The following is a 14,957-nucleotide window of genomic DNA, read 5'->3' on the forward strand; positions in this document are numbered from 1 at the left end:
CATGACGGCTGGTAACGAGTTCCCCAACGACAAGCCGAACGGCGAAGAGCAGGAAGCCGCCGGCCAGGTGCCGGCGGACTCCGAAGCGGCGGACCCTGCGTCGGCGGCATCCGAGGAAACACCGCAGCCTGAGGGCGGCGCCGACGGCGACGCCCTGGCGCAGGCCGAGCAGATCCTCAACAGCGCCGATGTTCCGCCGCAGCCCTCCGCTGCCGGATCACCGGAGGCCGTGGAACTGCGCAATGACCTGCTGCGGCTCCAGGCGGAATACGTCAACTACCGCAAGCGGGTGGAGCGTGACCGCGACGTCGCCCGGGAAATGGCAGTCATTGGAGTAATGAACTCCGTGATGCCGGTCCTGGATGACATCGACGCAGCACGCCAGCACGGTGACTTGGTGGAGGGGCCGTTTGCCTCAATCGCCAACAAACTGGAAAACACGCTGAAGTCTTACGGGCTGACCCGGATTGACGAGGTGGGGGTTGAATTTGACCCGAACATCCACGAAGCGTTGATTCAGCAGCAAAGCGCGGACGTGCAGTTCGATACTGTGACCCAGATTCTGCGGGCCGGCTACAAGGCCAACGACAGGGTCCTGCGGGCGGCGCAGGTTATCGTCTCCGTTCCGGAGCAGTAGGAAACAGGTACCCGGGGCCGTCTCACGGCGGCCCCGGGTACTTCTCATTCAGCAGTGCATGTCCGGACCGCAACCCGCGGGTTGCGGGCGGGAGCAGTAAAACCGAGGAAGGGGACGCCAATTGGCTAGTCAGGATTGGGTCGATAAGGATTTTTACAAGATTCTGGGCGTTCCCAAGGACGCGTCGGAAGCCGATATCAAGAAGGCGTATCGGAAGCTGGCGCGCAAGTATCACCCGGACCAGAACCAGGACGATCCCTCGGCCGAGCGGATGTTCAAGGATCTTTCGGAAGCGTACTCGGTGCTTTCGGACGCCGAGGAGCGCCAGCAGTATGACGCCATCCGCGCGATGGGCAGCGGTGCACGGTTCTCCGCGGGCGGCCCCGGCGGCGCAGGCCCCGCAGGAGGAGCCGGCTTCGAGGATCTCTTTGGCGGACTGTTTGGTCAGGGAGCGCGTCCCGGAGGCGGCCGCCGCACCAGCTACAGCACCGGCGGCAGCAACATTCCGCCGGAGTTCGCCGACCTGTTTGGCGGCGGAGGCTTCGGCGGCGGGTTTGGTTCCGCTCCGCCGCAGAAGGGCGCCGACCGCACGGCCAGCACCACCATCTCCTTTGCCGGGTCCATTAACGGCACCGTCATCGGGCTGCGGGAACCCAGCGGTGAAGTGGTGGAAGTCCGGGTGCCTGCCGGAGTCAAGGACGGCCAGAAGATCCGGGTCCGCGGCAAGGGCCAGCCCGGTGCCGCAGGCAACGGCGACCTGATGGTCACCGTAAACGTCACCCCGCATGATTTCTTTGTCCGGGACGGCAACAACATCCGCATCCATGTTCCGGTCAGCTTCCCCGAGGCCGCACTCGGCGCCACCATCGAGGTGCCGACACTGACCTCGGAGACCGTGAAGCTGAAGGTTCCTGCCGGTACGCCGTCGGGGCGCACCCTGCGGGTCAAGGGACGCGGCGTGCAGACGTCCAAAGGCAACGGCGATCTCCTGGTGACGGTCGACGTCGCCGTTCCGTCACATCTCAATAAGGAAGCGAAGGCTGCGGTTGAGGCTTTTGCCGATGCCACCAAGGGCGAGGATCCCCGCGCCGGACTGGCATCCAAGGCCCGCCTGTAGCTGACGAATTCGAGGTCCGGTTTCCCGTGCCGCGGGAGCGGAACCGGGCTATGGTTACTACTTCAACAGCTGTCAAGGAGGAACAATGGGAATAGACGTCAACGCGCCTATCTTTGTGATCTCCGTTGCCGCAGAACTGGCTGACATGCATCCGCAGACACTGCGGCAGTATGACCGGCTGGGCATTGTCTGTCCGAGCCGCGCTCCCGGGAGGTCCCGGCGCTATTCGCAGCATGACATCGACATGCTGCGCGAGGTTCAGCGCCTGTCCCAGGAGGGTGTCTCGCTGGAGGGCATCAAGCGCATCATGCAGCTGGAAAACCAGGTGTCAGGGCTCCGCGCCCGGATTGATGAACTCTCTGCCGAGCTGGACGCGGTCCAGCAGCGCACTCCCGACCGCAGCCGGGTGTTCGCCGCAGGTCTGGCCGGCGACGTCGTGACCCTGACCCGCGGACAGCGTCCGCCGGCGTCGAGGCCGTTCGGGACCCAGCTGAGCCTGGCCTCCCTGGTGCAGCGGCGCGGCAGGCTGCGGGCGCTTCCGGCCGGCAAGCAGGATGCCATGGACTACGCCGACGACGGCTACGTGCAATCGCTCTAGGCACGGATACGGCAGGTCCCGGCGCCTAACGGAAACGCCGACCCTGGTCCCGCCGGTTGGCCCACACAGCCAGGGCTCCCAGCACCAGCGTCCAGGCGACGAGGCAGGGGATTGCCGCCGCGCTCAGCGGCTGACCGGCAAAGACCGCCACTGAAAGGTCGCGGGCAGCCCGGGTGGGCAGGAACAGGGAAAAACTGTTCAGCCCGGAACTGAACAGCTCCGGAGGCAGCATCAGCCCGCCGGCAAAAGCGAGCGGAAAGAAGACCACCTGGGTCACGGCGATTGCGACCTTCGAGGTGCACAGGTAGCCGATCAGCAGGCCCAAAAACAGGAACGGCAGCCCGCAGGCGAGCCACGCGAGCATGGCAGCCGGCACCCGCCACCAGGACAGCGCGCCTGACCTGAAGGCGTCCAGCGCCGACGTGGTGAGCATGCCCACCAGCATCACGGGGATCAGGGAAAAGAACGCGAACAGCATGGCCGTCAGTGCCCGGGCCGCAGTTGGCGGGACCGCGCCGGCCGGCAGCGTCCGCACGTAGCTGCTCCACGGATTGGCGCGGTCCTCGGCAACACCGATGCCGTAGTTGAACAGGAACGAACTCATCACGCCAAAGAGCGCCAGCTGCGCGACGGCGATCAGTGAGGCCACGGGGTTGGACGTCACTGCCTGCTGCGGAAGGACAAAGAAGACCAGGGCCAGAGTGGGGAAAAGCGTCGACGAGATGACGGAAATCGGGATGCGCAGCTGTTCCAGCACCTGAGCCTTGGTGTGAGCGCGGATTAAAGCGGCCGTACTCATGGCTTCTCCTCGGCAGCGGGTTCCTGCATGCCGGCACCCAGATGCGTCAGGGACAGGAATGCCTCTTCGAGGCTGGCCGTGTGGACCTCCAGCCGGGAAAACGGAACGTTGTCACGGACCAGGCGCCGTACCGTTGCATCCGAGTCCCGGCTCAGGACCGTCACTGAGCCGTCCGCCCCGGCGGTGGCCCCTGCGCTTTCAGGCAGGGATTCAAACCACGACGGCGGACGGTCGGTGTGGAAGGACACCCTGCTGACGGAGACCCGGCTGCGGATCTGGTCCACGGTTCCGTCAGCAACCACCTCTCCGTTGTTCAGAACCGTCACCCTTCCGGAGAGGGCCTGGATCTCTTCCAGGTAATGGCTGGTCACCAGCAGTGTGCCGCCGTCCCGCCGGTACTGGCCCAGCCGCTCCCAGAGATTTTCGCGTGCCTCGACATCCAGCCCGGTGGTGGGTTCGTCCAGGATGACCAGCCGTGGCCGGCCCACCAACGCAAGTGCCACCAGCAGCCGGCGCTGCTGGCCGCCCGAGAGCCCGCCGCACTGTTTATCGGCAATATGTGTGAGCCCGAATTCGGCCAGCAGTTGAGGCGCCGGTACCGGATGTTCATAGTGGGCAGCAACAAAGTCCACGGTTTCCCGTACCCGCAGCGTGGGCGGCACCGACGTTGCCTGGGGTGTTGTTCCGAGCTGCCGCCGCGCGGCAGGCTCACGGGGATTGCGGCCAAAGAGCTCCACCGTTCCGGCTTCCGGGGTGCGGATCCCGCTCAGCAGGTTCAGCAGGGTGGACTTTCCTGCGCCGTTGGGGCCGAGCAGTCCCAGAGCTTCTCCGGCCCGGATGTCCAGGCTGACCCCGCGCAGGGCAGGCTTCCCGGCATAGCTTTTAGTGACGGACCGCGCAGCTGCCAACACCTCTGAGGTGCCGGCGGAGCCGGCCGGCCGAGTTGCGGAACTGGGAATGGAAGTCACGGTTCCTTCATGCTGTCGACCGCCCGTCCGGCCTGTCAAGGTTCCCTGGGGCGATGAAGGGGGCCGCTAATCAACGGAGGCTGTTGCTCAACGGAGGCTGTTGCTCAGCTCAGGCGGCGCGCCCGCAGGATCACGTCCTCGGTGTGGTGGGAGCCCGCTCCGGTGGACACATGCCGGGGGCGGGTCTCGTCCAGCTCGATGCGCCAGTTGCCGTCGAGCAGGTCCGCCACGTCCCTAAGGCCCACGTAGTCGCGGAGATCAACACCGTGCTTTTGAGCTTCCTCAGGTGTGGGCAGCGGATGGTGCACCATGAGGAGCACGCCTCCGGGAGCCACGGCATTTAGGAGGGCTCTTTCGGCTGCGTTTGTCCCGGTGCGCAGCAGCGCCGGATACTGAGCCGATACCAGGTCAAAGGAGGCCGGCGGAAGGGCCGCCTCCACCAGGCCGGCGTGCAGCCACCGGACAGTAACGCCCCGCTGCCCGGCCTGCCGGGCGGCCCGGTCGAGGGCCACCCGGGAGACCTCCAGTGCCGTGACGTCCCAGCCCTGCTCCGCCAGCCACACGGCGTCGGCGCCCTCCCCGCAGCCAACGTCCAATACCCTGCCGGGCTGCATCCCGCTCGCCTCGCCCACCAGGACGGCGTTGGGCTGTCCGCTCCAGAGCGCGGGCTTTTCGGTGTAGCGCTGGTCCCAGAAGGACCTGATTGCTTCCGGCGTCTGCGGCGGGGTCATGCCGGGCTCAACCGGTTCGGCGGAGTCCGCGGCGTGATGATTTCTGTGTTCCATTACTGAAGCATGCATCGGGGATATGCCGCCGGCAAAGTCTTTTTGCCGCCATGGCAAACAACGCCTGCCCGAAGTCTCCGATGCGCAGATGCGCAAGGGTGCAGGAGCCGATAATCAGCGCTTTGGAGTATCCGCGTCCGGCCGCAGGCGGATGAGGCGCTGCGGTCCGCTTTCCTCCAGCTCCACCAGATCGCTGTGCGAGGCGAGGAAGTCCGTGAAGGACCGGTAACCGAGCGGCTTCTCGTTGAAGGAGGGATCCATCCGGCGCATCTGGTTCTTGATGGTGCCGGTATTGAGCCACTCGTCAGCATCGCCCTTGGCGTGGCCGATCTGCAGTGCCCGGAGGAGCAGTTCCGTGGCGATGGTCTGCGGATCGATGTCCTCGGGTTCCTCCGGCTCGTCGAGCTGGATGTCACCGGCGTCGGAGAACATGGGGATCGTGGTGAGAATCCGGGTCTTGCCGGAGACCGGCTCGGGCTGGATTTCCGCAGGCTGGGGAAGCTTCCCGCCTGCTGCGGGGCGGTCCGCTGCGGCAGCGGCCGCAGCACCCTTGTCGATGCCCGGCAGTGAATCGTAGTCCTCGAATTCATCACATGCTGCGGCGAGAGACGTGCTGGTGGATCCGGCAACGCCGATGCCCACCACAAAGCGGCCGAGCCGCTTGGACTTCTGCGCCAGTGCGATGTAGTCGGAGTCTCCGGCCACGATAATGACGTGCGTGAGGTCCGGCAGGCGGAAGAGGTCCTCCACCACGTCGACGGCAAGGCGGATGTCCGCACCGTTTTTGGTGCCCCTCGTGGTGGTGGTGAACAGCTGGGTCAGGTCCACCGCGCGGGACATGAGCTGGCGCTGGTAGCTGGCATTGACCGGAACGGACCAGTCGGCATAGGCGCGGTTGACGACGAGCGTGCCGAAGGATGCGGCGAAGTCGATAATGGCGTTGAAATCGACGGTTGCCGCGGTCAGCTTGGCTGCAATCTCGGGATCCGCGTCGCGGCTGAACTTGTCGAAGTTGCGGATGCCGTCGCGCTGGAAGGCATTGCGGCCGTGCAGCTGCTGGTATCGCGAGATGACAATGTTGTCGAAGTCTATGTAGAGGCCGACGCGGGCATCATTGGGTTCTGTCATGGGAATCATGCCTTGCGGTAGGTGAGGTCGAAGATCAGGCGCCCGGCCTGGTGGGCTTTGTTCTCGAAACTGGTCAGGGTGCGGCCGTCAAAGCGCGGCGCCCACCCGCCCCGGGTGTCGACGTCGTTCACCGGCGCCTTCTTTTCCAGCCCCTCCCGGTTGACGCGCGTCAGCGGGCTGTCTTCGCCGGCGCGCTCGCCGTCGTGCAGGTTTTCAAACCGGGCCGAAGCGTCCAGTACTTCACGCATCTGGACCGCGTAGTCGGACCAGTCGGTCGCCAGGCGCCAAATGCCGCCGGGCACCAGGACGCGGGCCACCAGTTCGGCGAACTCGTCCTTGACCATGCGGCGCTTATGGTGGCGGGTCTTGTGCCAGGGGTCGGGGAAGAAGACCCAGACCTCGTCCACTGAACCGGCCGGAAGCATGGTGGTCAGGACCTCGGGAGCATTGGCTTGCACCACGCGGACGTTGGTGAGTTCCTTCTGGCCAATGCGCTGCAGGGTCTGGGCCAGGCCGGGAAGGTAAACCTCCACCGCGAGGTAGTTCTTGTCCGGGTTCTGTTCTGCGGCGTGCGTGACGGCTTCGCCCAAGCCGGAACCGATTTCCACCACCAGGGGAGCGGACCGCCCAAACTCCGCGGCGGCGTCGAACACGTACTCCGGATCCACCGAGGTGTCCGCTTCGGCGCGGGGGACGTCAATGACAAACTGGTCCGACAGCTCGTCCCAGGCCTGCTGGCGGCGGCCCTGGAGGCGGGATCCGCGGCGGACAAAGGAGACCGGCGAGCGGAAGTGCCGGGCGTCTCCGGTTTCATCCGGCACGCCGGCATCCGCCGGATCTTCAGCGTTCAGGGAGCCGGCATCGGGCAGGGCTGGTTCAGTAGTCATCACTGTTAATGTTATCGGCTGCGCAGCGGCTCGTTCGCAGCCCTCCGCCGGGCCGGAACCGGCCGGTGTGGGACGGTTACGAGGCCCTGCGCTGAGCCGCCGATTAGGAAACTGGGAACAAACCGGTAAACTGGACGAAGTTGTTGTGACTGCCGCGCCTCAAAGCGCGTGTGTAAGCAGCGCAACCTGCGTCGATAGAACGCTTTCTTTTGTCCCGCCGGCCCCTTACGGCCGAGCCACTGGACACTGTCTGACTTTTCTTCGGCGAACCCCCGGCGCCATACGGTTTTGGGGGCCACTTACCGAAAGTTGCTTGTCTTTTAATGACTACTTTTGCTGCCCTTGGTGTACCCAAGGCTCTGGTTTCCTCCCTCTCCGCTTCCGGAATTGACGAAGCATTCCCGATTCAGGTTGAAACCCTTCCCGACACACTTAAGGGCCGCGACGTGCTCGGCCGTGGCCGCACAGGCTCCGGCAAGACCCTCGCTTTCTCACTTCCGCTGGTTACCCGGCTGGCCGAGGCTGAAGCGGCTTACCGCCGCAAGCCCAACCGCCCGCTTGGGCTGGTCCTGGCACCTACCCGCGAACTGGCCACACAGATCAACAACGTGATTGAGCCGCTCGCCAAGGAACTGGGCCTGACCACCACCGTTATTTACGGCGGCGTCTCCCAGCAGCGCCAAGAAAAGGCACTCAAGGCCGGCGTTGACATTGTCATTGCCTGCCCCGGCCGGCTTGAAGACCTGATGAAGCAGAAGGTCATCAGCCTGGAATCCATTGAAATCACTGTGCTCGATGAAGCCGACCACATGGCTGATCTTGGATTCCTGCCGGTTGTGCAGCGCCTGCTGGACCGCACTCCTGAAAAGGGACAGCGCATGCTGTTCTCCGCGACGCTGGACAACGGCGTGGACAAGATCGTCCGCCGCTACCTGTCCAACCCGCTGACACACTCCGTTGATGAGCCGCAGGCAGCGGTGTCCACCATGGACCACCACGTGCTGCTGGTCCAGGACCAGACGGCCAAGAAGCTGCTCGTCAAGGAACTGGCCTCAGGCTCCGGCCGGCGCATCATGTTCATGCGAACCAAGCACCACGCCCGCAAGATGGCCAAGTTCCTGACGGACAGCGGTATTCCCACCGTTGATCTGCACGGCAACCTGTCCCAGAACGCCCGCGACCGGAACCTGGCGGAATTCTCCTCCGGTGACGTGCGCGTACTCGTAGCCACCGACGTCGCAGCCCGCGGCGTGCATGTGGATGACGTTGAGCTGGTTGTCCACATCGACCCGCCCACGGAACACAAGGCATACCTGCACCGTTCAGGCCGTACGGCACGCGCCGGTTCTTCCGGAACCGTCGTCACGCTGACCCTGCCGGAGCAGAAGAGCGAAGTGTCCAAGCTGATGAAGGCTGCGGGCGTTGACGTCTCCATTGAAAAGGTTTCGCACAATTCTCCGTCCATCGCCAAGCTGATCGGTGACCGAGCCGCTGTTGTGGAGCCGCATGTGCGCGCCGCCCAACTGGCGTCGAAGTCCCCGCAGCAGGGCGGCGGCCGCTCCACCGGCGCCAATGCCCAGCGCAAGCGCGCTGCCCGTTCCACCACCGCACCCCGTGCCGGCGGCCGGGGCGGATCAGGCGGCCGCGGACGCGTTTCGGCTGAGCGCACCGACCGCAGCGAGCGTGACCGCAACGACTTCACGCCCGACGCACCCCGCGCCCAGCGCACCCAGGACGGACGCCGCGGAGCAGCTGCAGCTGCCACCGCACAGGGCCGCAACCGCCGCCCGGCCACCGGCCAGCGTGCCGGAGGCGAGGGCGCAGCATCCGGCCGCCCCGCGGCCGGAACACGCGGACAGGCACCTTCCGGTGCCGGCCGTCCCGCCCGCGGCGCAGGCCCGCGCCGTGCCACGGCTCCGGCCTCCAATGAGCGCCGGTCCCGCTAGGGTTCAGCTCTAAAGCACAAAAAGGCGCCTGCTTCCTTCGGGAAGCAGGCGCCTTTTGGCTTTTGAAGGGCTCCGGCCCTAGTCCAGCTCGTAAAAGGATACGACGGCGGCAAACCCGCGTCCCAGCACCGCGGGACGCTCCGCATCCCCGGCCACGGCGTCCAGCGGCTCCAGCGCTGCCGAGGAACCGTCCGCTGCGGTGACCGTGGCGTTTCCGTGCAGCAGCACCAGGAATTGGCCTTCGCCGAGGGTCTGCGGGTTCTTCTTGGACAGCTCTGCCACCATCACCGCAGCACCGGTGGTGTTCCGGTCCGCCAGTGTGTTCAGGACGGTCACCGGACCGGTGGGCAGAGCGGCCTCGGCCGCAGAGTCGCCGGAGTACCGGAAAGGACGGAATTTCTCCATGCCGTGTTCCACACCGTCCACGGAAAGGACCAGCAGCTCTCCCTCCACCGGCACCGTGATCCGGTCCATTCCCGGGAACGCGGTGAAGGCGCCGGGCTTGTCGATGGACGCAATGCTCAGGCGCCACCCCGCTCCTGCCGCGAGCTCCTTGACCCGGCCGTTGTTCTTTCCCCAGGAGGCGGAGGCCAGCCCCGGAAAGCGAATGACGGTGTTGTCCATGTCTGCTGTACTGCTCACGGTGTCCTAACTCGCTGAACTGTTTCTTACTCGATCGAAGGCTGCGGATTGGCTCCGCGCAGGTAATGCCTGCGGGCAGCGCTGTTGATTCGGAAACTGCGGCCGCTGGTCTCTGCCGGCTCGATCCGCATGAAGTGGTTCTTTTCCCCGGACTGCCAGGGGAACAGGGGGAGTTCATCCGAGGCGAGGACTTCCTCGATGGACTCCAGTCGTACGGCGGATCCCTTCAGGACAACGCTCCAGGCGAAGCCGAGGGTGTCATCGTAACCGTCCACTTCGAAAGCGACAGCGCTGCCTTCCAGGGCTGCCCGAAGCTTGGTTCCTTCAGCGGTCCGGAAAACAACGGACCCGCGGTCCACGACAAAGTTGATCGGGAAAATCTCGGGATGCGCGTCGGTGATGACGGCCAGCCGGCCGATCTCCGCGCTGCGGATGTAATCCCAGCATTGGTTGGCAGTCAGTTCCACGGGCTTGGCGGCGGGTGTTCCGGCATCATCATTGATTGGCAACATGCACCCAGTCTAGTTGCAGCGGCCCGAACCGCCGCCAGCCACGGCCGTGAAGCATGGTGCCGCACGGAAGTGTGCACCACAATGAGACGATGAACCTCATCCTGAACATCATCTGGCTTTTGTTCGGCGGCATTTGGCTGGCCCTGGGCTATGTGCTGGCCGGCATCGTGTGCTGCGCGCTGATCGTGACCATCCCGTTCGGCATTGCTTCTTTCCGGATCGCGGCTTACGCGTTCTGGCCCTTCGGACGAACGGTGGTGGACCGCGGCGGCGCCCCGGGCCTTTTCTCCACTGCGGGCAACGTGATCTGGCTGGTGGTGGCCGGAATCTGGATCGCCGCCGGGCACATCATGACGGCTATTCCGATGTTCCTCAGCATCATTGGCATCCCGCTGGGCATTGCGAATCTCAAAATGGTGCCGATTTCCCTGATGCCGCTGGGCAAAGTTATTGTTCCCACGGGCCGTGCGGGCATCACGCCGTACGGTTCGGCTGTCCCTTACGATGCGTACGGTCCCGGCCAGGGATCCGGTCCGGGCTCGGCCTACGGGCAGTACGGCCGCTAAAACTATCCGGCGGCGCCATCCAGGAAGGCCTTCATCAGCGGTCCGCCGGAAGTGGAGCCCAGTTCGCCCTCGGCCACGAAGACCGCCACTGCCAGGTCGCCCTGCAGGGAAACGACCCAGGCGTGTGTGCGCGGCGGCGTCTCACTGCCGAACTCCGCGGTGCCGGTCTTGGCCAGCACCGGTTCACCCGGTACGTCCAGCAGCATCTTTGCGCCGCCGTCGGTGACCACCCCGCGCATGAGCTCGCGCAGCGTGCCCGCCTCGGTGGCGGTGAGTGAGCCCGCGTCGGCTGTGGCGGTCGGTTCGGGGGAGGCGGTCGCAGACGGTGTTGCTGCCCCGCCGTCTGCCTCCGTTGCTGCAGCCGGGGTGACCAGACGAGGCGTCACCCGTTCTCCCTTGCCCACCGAGGCGGCGGCGATGGCCAGCGTCAACGGGGAAACCAGGATTTCACCCTGCCCGATCATGGAGGCGGCATGGGCTGTGCCGTCTGCCTTCTCAGGCACGGACCCGAAGAAGGCCTCCACGCCCATGGAAGCGGGGACCCCAATGCCCAGATCCGCGGCGGCAGCCGCCAGTGCATCCTGGGGCACGGTGTCCCGGGCATTGATGAAAGCGGTGTTGCAGGACTGTGCAAAGGCCTGACGGAGAGGGATGTTGCCCACGAACGCCGCCGGATAGCTGCTCGCGTTGTTGAACTTTCGTCCGTCAACGCTGACTTCGTCCGCGCAGGACAGGGCGGTGTCCGGGGTGTTTCCCTGGCGGAGCAGGGCGAGTGAGGTTGCAATCTTAAAGGTGGAGCCGGGCGGGTACTGGCCCAGCAGTGCGGTTTGCTGGCCCTCGCTTCCGGGGCCGTTGGCGACGGCGAGAACGTCGCCGGTGGAGGGCTGGACGGCCACGATCGCGGAGGCCGAAGGCTCCTGAGCCAGGACGTCCTCCGCCAGTGTCTGCAGCCGGGGATCGAGGGTGGTTTGCAGGGGAACGCCGTTCGTTCCCGGGTGAAGGTCAAAAACCGGGGTGACGCCGGTGGGATGTTCGATGCTAACTGCCACGCCGGGACTGCCCTGCAGCTGATCGTCATACTGCTGCTGCAGCCCGGAGAGTCCGGTCTGGTCGCCGGGTGAGAGCTTGCCGTCTGACTTCTCAATCACCTCAGCGGTGGCCTCGCCCACGGTGCCGAGCAGGGCGCGGGCAAAGGTCCGGGTGGGAGCGAGCGTGCGGGTATCGGGAAATGTCACGGCACCCGGAATGGCGGCAAGCGCTTCGGGAGTGGTGGGGCCGTCGGCTTCCTGACGCTGGACGATCGCTTCAACGAAGGCTTCGGGGCCGGCCGCTTCAACCTGGGCCGTGTACGCCGCCGGATCCAGGCCGGCGAGTGCGGCCAGCGCGGCGGCGGAGGAGGCCTGCTGGTCCGCGGACACATCCGGCTTGTTGATGCCGATCCGCAGTACCGGCCGGGAGCTCATCAGGGGCTGGCCGTTGCGGTCCAGGATGTCGGCCCGAGTCCCGCGGAACGTGGTGCGGACTAAGCGGTCGCCGTCGGCAAGGGAGTCAAAGAGGACGGACGGAGCCCACTGGACAAGCCAGGCATCGTCTTCCCCGCGCTGCAAATCCGCGGTGGTCTCGTACTGCCAGTCCGGCTCCGAGTCCATGTTCACGTCCCAGGCGAAGCCCAGGCGGGCGGTGGCGGCGTCATCGTTTTCGGAGTCTTCCTCGATCCCGGCCACGGTGACGGCGGGGCGGACTGTGCCCATGCCTGCCAGCAGCGTCTCCAGTTCGGTGTTCACCTGCGCGGGGGTTCCCGAGGTAAAGGCCGACGCCGCAACGTCCGCCTTGGCCAGGCCCTCGGCCAGGGCGGCCGCGGCGTCGTCGGGGGAGGACTTTTGCTCCGAACAGGACATCAGCGTCAGCGCCAGGGCCGATACGGCCAAAACAGATGTGAGCTTGTGGTTTTTCCCCATTCGCACAATCTACCCGGTCCGTGATCGGGATGATGCGACGCCCACCTGGTCAGGCGCGTCCTGCTCCGCCGGCAAAATCCGATTCCCAGTTGTCTTTTGTTGCCTGGTCCTCCGCAATCGACGTGTTGCCGGGTATTTCCCGGTTCAGGTGCAGGAACTCCAAATGGGTCTCATAGTGGTCCAGGACATCGGTGATGACCTGTTCCTTGGTGTAGCCCATGAGGTCATAACCGTGGCTGCCCTCGAGGGAGAACACCTCCAGGCGGAAATACTTGCTGTCCGCCGATGCGTTGTGGGCATAGGACGGGGTGTCGCACTGCACGGGGTAAATCTGGTACTTGAAACCCCGTTCTTCGGCCGTACCCACCTGCAGATCCAGATGGTGGATGCCGTACGGGGACACCTCGCCTTCGCAGAGGACGGCGTCGGCACCGCGCTCCTTCAGCTCGTCATGGACTTCCAGCAGGGCGGGCCGTGCCACGTCCTGGATGAAGCGTGCTGCCTGCCGCGGTCCCGGATAGGTCATCACGCGCGAAAGCCGCTGGCGCCAGCTGCGCCCGCCGCGGGCATCCATGCTGCGTCCGGCGATGATGCTCGGCAGGGAGGCCCGGTAACTGTCCGTCAGCGAGTTCTCCACCCGCAGCGCCTTGTAGACGCCCAGCATGATGAACAGCAGCAGGATGGACAAAGGCAGCCCCATGATGATGGTGGCGTTCTGCAATGTGGTTACCCCGCCCACCATGAGCATGGCCAGGGTGAGCAGCCCGGTCGCCATGGACCAGAAGATGCGCAGCCACTTCGGTCCGTCGGAGTCTGCGTCCTTCAGATGTGAGGTGAAGTTCGCCATCACCAGTGCACCGGAGTCCGCGGACGTCACATAGAACAGCAGGCCGGTGAAAGTGGCGATGGCAGCCGTCACCGGTGCCCACGGATACTGTTCGAGCAGCCCGTAAAAGGCCCGCTCGGGCTGGTTCATCGCCGTGTCCCCGAAGGCGGCGTTGCCGCCCATGACCAGGTCCAGGGCGGAATTGCCGAAGCTGGAGATCCACAGCAGGATGAAGGCAAACGGGACAATCATGGTGCCCAGGACAAATTCGCGGATGGTCCTGCCGCGTGAAATCCGGGCCAGGAACAGCCCCACGAACGGTGCCCAGGCAATCCACCAGGCCCAGAAGAACAGGGTCCAGGAACTCAGCCAGTCATCGGGCGGTCGTAGGCCATGGTGTCCATGGTCATGGACGGGAAGCTGCTGAGGACGTCGCCGGTGTTCTGGACAATGCCGTCCAGCAGGAAGCTGGTCCGGCCGGCTATCAGGACAAAAAGCATGAGTCCAACGGCAAGGATTACGTTGAGCTCCGAGAGCCGGCGGATTCCCTTTTCCACTCCTGAGACCGTGGAGATGGTAGCCATGAGAACTGACAGGACAATCAGGGAAATCTGGACCGTCAGGTTTTCCGGCAGGCCGAATATGGTGCTCAGCCCGTAGTTCAACTGCACGACGCCGATGCCCAGCGAGGTGGCGATGCCGAAGATGGTGCCCAGGAGGGCAGCGATGTCCACCCCGTGTCCCAGCGGCCCGTCGATCTTCTTTCCGAAGATGGGGTGCAGCGCGGATCGGATGCTGAGGGGCAGGTTGTGCCGGTACGCGAAGTAGCCCAGCGCCAGGCCCATCAGTGCATACAGCGCCCAGCCGGTAATGCCGTAGTGAAACAGGGTCAGCACCAGTGCCTGCCGCGCCGCTTCCGCGGTGCCGCCGTCGCCGGCCGGCGGAGCAAGGTACTGGGAGACCGGCTCGGAGACCGAGAAGAACATCAGGTCAATGCCGATGCCGGCCGCGAACAGCATGGCGGCCCAGGTGAACATGCTGAAGTGGGGTTTGGAATGGTCCGGGCCGAGCTTGGTTGCCCACGCGGGTCAACGCTGTCACCAGGACAAATATGAGGGCCAGACTGACACCAGGAAGTAGTACCAGCCCATGTTGACGGAGACCCAGCTCACCATGGAACCGATGGCTGACTCAGCGTTGTCCGTGGCCAGCATGGCCCACAGGGCAATGGACAGGACACCGGCGGCGGAGCCTATGAAGACTGTCTTGTTAACGCGGGTCCGCAGCTCAGCGGCTTCCGCAGGCTCCGGCTCCGCAAGTTTTCTCATTGGGGACAATCCTTCAGGTTGCTGTGGAGTTGCAGTACTCCGGCAGCCAAAAGCGTTGGTGTTCCGGCAACGCACCAGCCCGCACTTTTCGTCACGGCGGGACCCATGACAGCGGACGGCTGAGCGGCTGCGGAGGACATTTCGAATTTATCAAAAGCCTGATCAGCACCACTATTTGCACGGCTCCGGTCACGGCCGGACGGTACTGCCGCGACTGCGCCGGACCCTGTCCACCGCTGGTTTTCCCTGCTACCGTTTTG

At 65.1% G+C, this 14,957-nt stretch carries 13 protein-coding genes and 1 pseudogene; 5 read left to right on the forward strand and 9 right to left on the reverse strand.

Features of this window, described 5'->3' with window-relative positions; all coding sequences use genetic code 11:
- The first annotated feature begins 1 nt into the window (after position 1).
- From AC4D2W_RS06910 to AC4D2W_RS06920, 3 genes are all read left to right on the forward strand, one after another.
- A complete protein-coding gene (locus AC4D2W_RS06910; protein WP_490926186.1) occupies positions 2 to 637 on the forward strand; it encodes a nucleotide exchange factor GrpE in 636 nt (211 codons plus the stop codon).
- A gap of 121 nt (positions 638 to 758) precedes the next feature.
- A complete protein-coding gene (locus tag AC4D2W_RS06915) occupies positions 759 to 1,754 on the forward strand; it encodes a DnaJ C-terminal domain-containing protein (RefSeq protein ID WP_490926187.1) in 996 nt (331 codons plus the stop codon).
- Positions 1,755 to 1,839: 85 nt separating this feature from the next.
- Positions 1,840 to 2,352, forward strand: a complete 513-nt coding sequence (locus tag AC4D2W_RS06920; RefSeq protein WP_490926188.1) for a heat shock protein transcriptional repressor HspR — start codon at positions 1,840 to 1,842, stop codon at positions 2,350 to 2,352.
- 25 nt (positions 2,353 to 2,377) lie between these two features.
- On the opposite strand, the gene AC4D2W_RS06925 is transcribed toward AC4D2W_RS06920, so the two are convergent.
- The 5 genes from AC4D2W_RS06925 to trmB all read right to left on the reverse strand — a co-directional run bounded on the left by AC4D2W_RS06925 (position 2,378) and on the right by trmB (position 6,919).
- Positions 2,378 to 3,151 (reverse strand): ABC transporter permease, encoded by a 774-nt coding sequence (locus AC4D2W_RS06925; protein ID WP_490926189.1) that lies wholly within the window; start codon positions 3,149 to 3,151, stop codon positions 2,378 to 2,380.
- Positions 3,148 to 4,119: an ABC transporter ATP-binding protein gene (locus AC4D2W_RS06930; RefSeq protein WP_490926190.1), complete on the reverse strand. Its 972-nt coding sequence runs from the start codon at positions 4,117 to 4,119 to the stop codon at positions 3,148 to 3,150. The genes AC4D2W_RS06925 and AC4D2W_RS06930 overlap by 4 nt, the downstream gene beginning before the upstream one ends.
- Positions 4,120 to 4,223: 104 nt before the next feature.
- A complete protein-coding gene (locus AC4D2W_RS06935; RefSeq protein ID WP_490926192.1) occupies positions 4,224 to 4,904 on the reverse strand; it encodes a class I SAM-dependent methyltransferase in 681 nt (226 codons plus the stop codon).
- A gap of 114 nt (positions 4,905 to 5,018) precedes the next feature.
- Positions 5,019 to 6,032: an NYN domain-containing protein gene (locus AC4D2W_RS06940; protein ID WP_490926193.1), complete on the reverse strand. Its 1,014-nt coding sequence runs from the start codon at positions 6,030 to 6,032 to the stop codon at positions 5,019 to 5,021.
- Positions 6,033 to 6,037: 5 nt separating this feature from the next.
- Positions 6,038 to 6,919, reverse strand: coding sequence for a tRNA (guanosine(46)-N7)-methyltransferase TrmB (gene trmB, locus AC4D2W_RS06945; protein WP_490926194.1), 882 nt, complete (start codon positions 6,917 to 6,919; stop codon positions 6,038 to 6,040).
- A 323-nt stretch (positions 6,920 to 7,242) separates the two neighbouring features.
- Between trmB and AC4D2W_RS06950 the strand changes: the two genes are divergently transcribed.
- Positions 7,243 to 8,865, forward strand: a complete 1,623-nt coding sequence (locus AC4D2W_RS06950) for a DEAD/DEAH box helicase (RefSeq protein ID WP_490926195.1) — start codon at positions 7,243 to 7,245, stop codon at positions 8,863 to 8,865.
- A gap of 78 nt (positions 8,866 to 8,943) precedes the next feature.
- On the opposite strand, the gene AC4D2W_RS06955 is transcribed toward AC4D2W_RS06950, so the two are convergent.
- Positions 8,944 to 9,507 carry a HutD/Ves family protein gene (locus tag AC4D2W_RS06955; RefSeq protein ID WP_490926196.1) on the reverse strand — a complete coding sequence of 188 codons (564 nt, stop codon included), beginning with the start codon at positions 9,505 to 9,507 and terminating at the stop codon, positions 8,944 to 8,946.
- 26 nt (positions 9,508 to 9,533) lie between these two features.
- A complete protein-coding gene (locus AC4D2W_RS06960; protein ID WP_490926197.1) occupies positions 9,534 to 10,019 on the reverse strand; it encodes a pyridoxamine 5'-phosphate oxidase family protein in 486 nt (161 codons plus the stop codon).
- 89 nt (positions 10,020 to 10,108) lie between these two features.
- Here AC4D2W_RS06960 and AC4D2W_RS06965 point away from each other — a divergent pair, with 89 nt between their 5' ends.
- Positions 10,109 to 10,585 carry a YccF domain-containing protein gene (locus AC4D2W_RS06965; protein ID WP_490926198.1) on the forward strand — a complete coding sequence of 159 codons (477 nt, stop codon included), beginning with the start codon at positions 10,109 to 10,111 and terminating at the stop codon, positions 10,583 to 10,585.
- A 2-nt stretch (positions 10,586 to 10,587) separates the two neighbouring features.
- Here the strand turns inward: AC4D2W_RS06965 and AC4D2W_RS06970 are convergent, their stop codons facing one another.
- Together AC4D2W_RS06970 and betT are read right to left on the reverse strand one after the other, a co-directional pair.
- A complete protein-coding gene (locus AC4D2W_RS06970; RefSeq protein ID WP_490926199.1) occupies positions 10,588 to 12,543 on the reverse strand; it encodes a penicillin-binding transpeptidase domain-containing protein in 1,956 nt (651 codons plus the stop codon).
- Between the two features lie 49 nt (positions 12,544 to 12,592).
- A pseudogene (gene betT / locus AC4D2W_RS06975) lies at positions 12,593 to 14,697 on the reverse strand (choline BCCT transporter BetT).
- Positions 14,698 to 14,957 lie beyond the last annotated feature (260 nt).

This window comes from Arthrobacter sp. TJ-58 (assembly GCF_058269295.1).

What these genes read in the sequence shown, in the direction of transcription:
- AC4D2W_RS06910 (WP_490926186.1), top strand. Translation starts at nt 2, where the DNA reads ATGACGGCTGGTAACGAGTTCCCCAACGACAAGCCGAACGGCGAAGAG.
- AC4D2W_RS06920 (WP_490926188.1), top strand. Translation starts at nt 1,840, where the DNA reads ATGGGAATAGACGTCAACGCGCCTATCTTTGTGATCTCCGTTGCCGCA.
- AC4D2W_RS06925 (WP_490926189.1), bottom strand. Translation starts at nt 3,151, where the DNA reads ATGAGTACGGCCGCTTTAATCCGCGCTCACACCAAGGCTCAGGTGCTG.
- AC4D2W_RS06935 (WP_490926192.1), bottom strand. Translation starts at nt 4,904, where the DNA reads ATGGAACACAGAAATCATCACGCCGCGGACTCCGCCGAACCGGTTGAG.
- AC4D2W_RS06940 (WP_490926193.1), bottom strand. Translation starts at nt 6,032, where the DNA reads ATGACAGAACCCAATGATGCCCGCGTCGGCCTCTACATAGACTTCGAC.
- trmB (WP_490926194.1), bottom strand. Translation starts at nt 6,919, where the DNA reads ATGACTACTGAACCAGCCCTGCCCGATGCCGGCTCCCTGAACGCTGAA.
- AC4D2W_RS06950 (WP_490926195.1), top strand. Translation starts at nt 7,243, where the DNA reads ATGACTACTTTTGCTGCCCTTGGTGTACCCAAGGCTCTGGTTTCCTCC.
- AC4D2W_RS06960 (WP_490926197.1), bottom strand. Translation starts at nt 10,019, where the DNA reads ATGTTGCCAATCAATGATGATGCCGGAACACCCGCCGCCAAGCCCGTG.
- AC4D2W_RS06965 (WP_490926198.1), top strand. Translation starts at nt 10,109, where the DNA reads ATGAACCTCATCCTGAACATCATCTGGCTTTTGTTCGGCGGCATTTGG.
- AC4D2W_RS06970 (WP_490926199.1), bottom strand. Translation starts at nt 12,543, where the DNA reads ATGGGGAAAAACCACAAGCTCACATCTGTTTTGGCCGTATCGGCCCTG.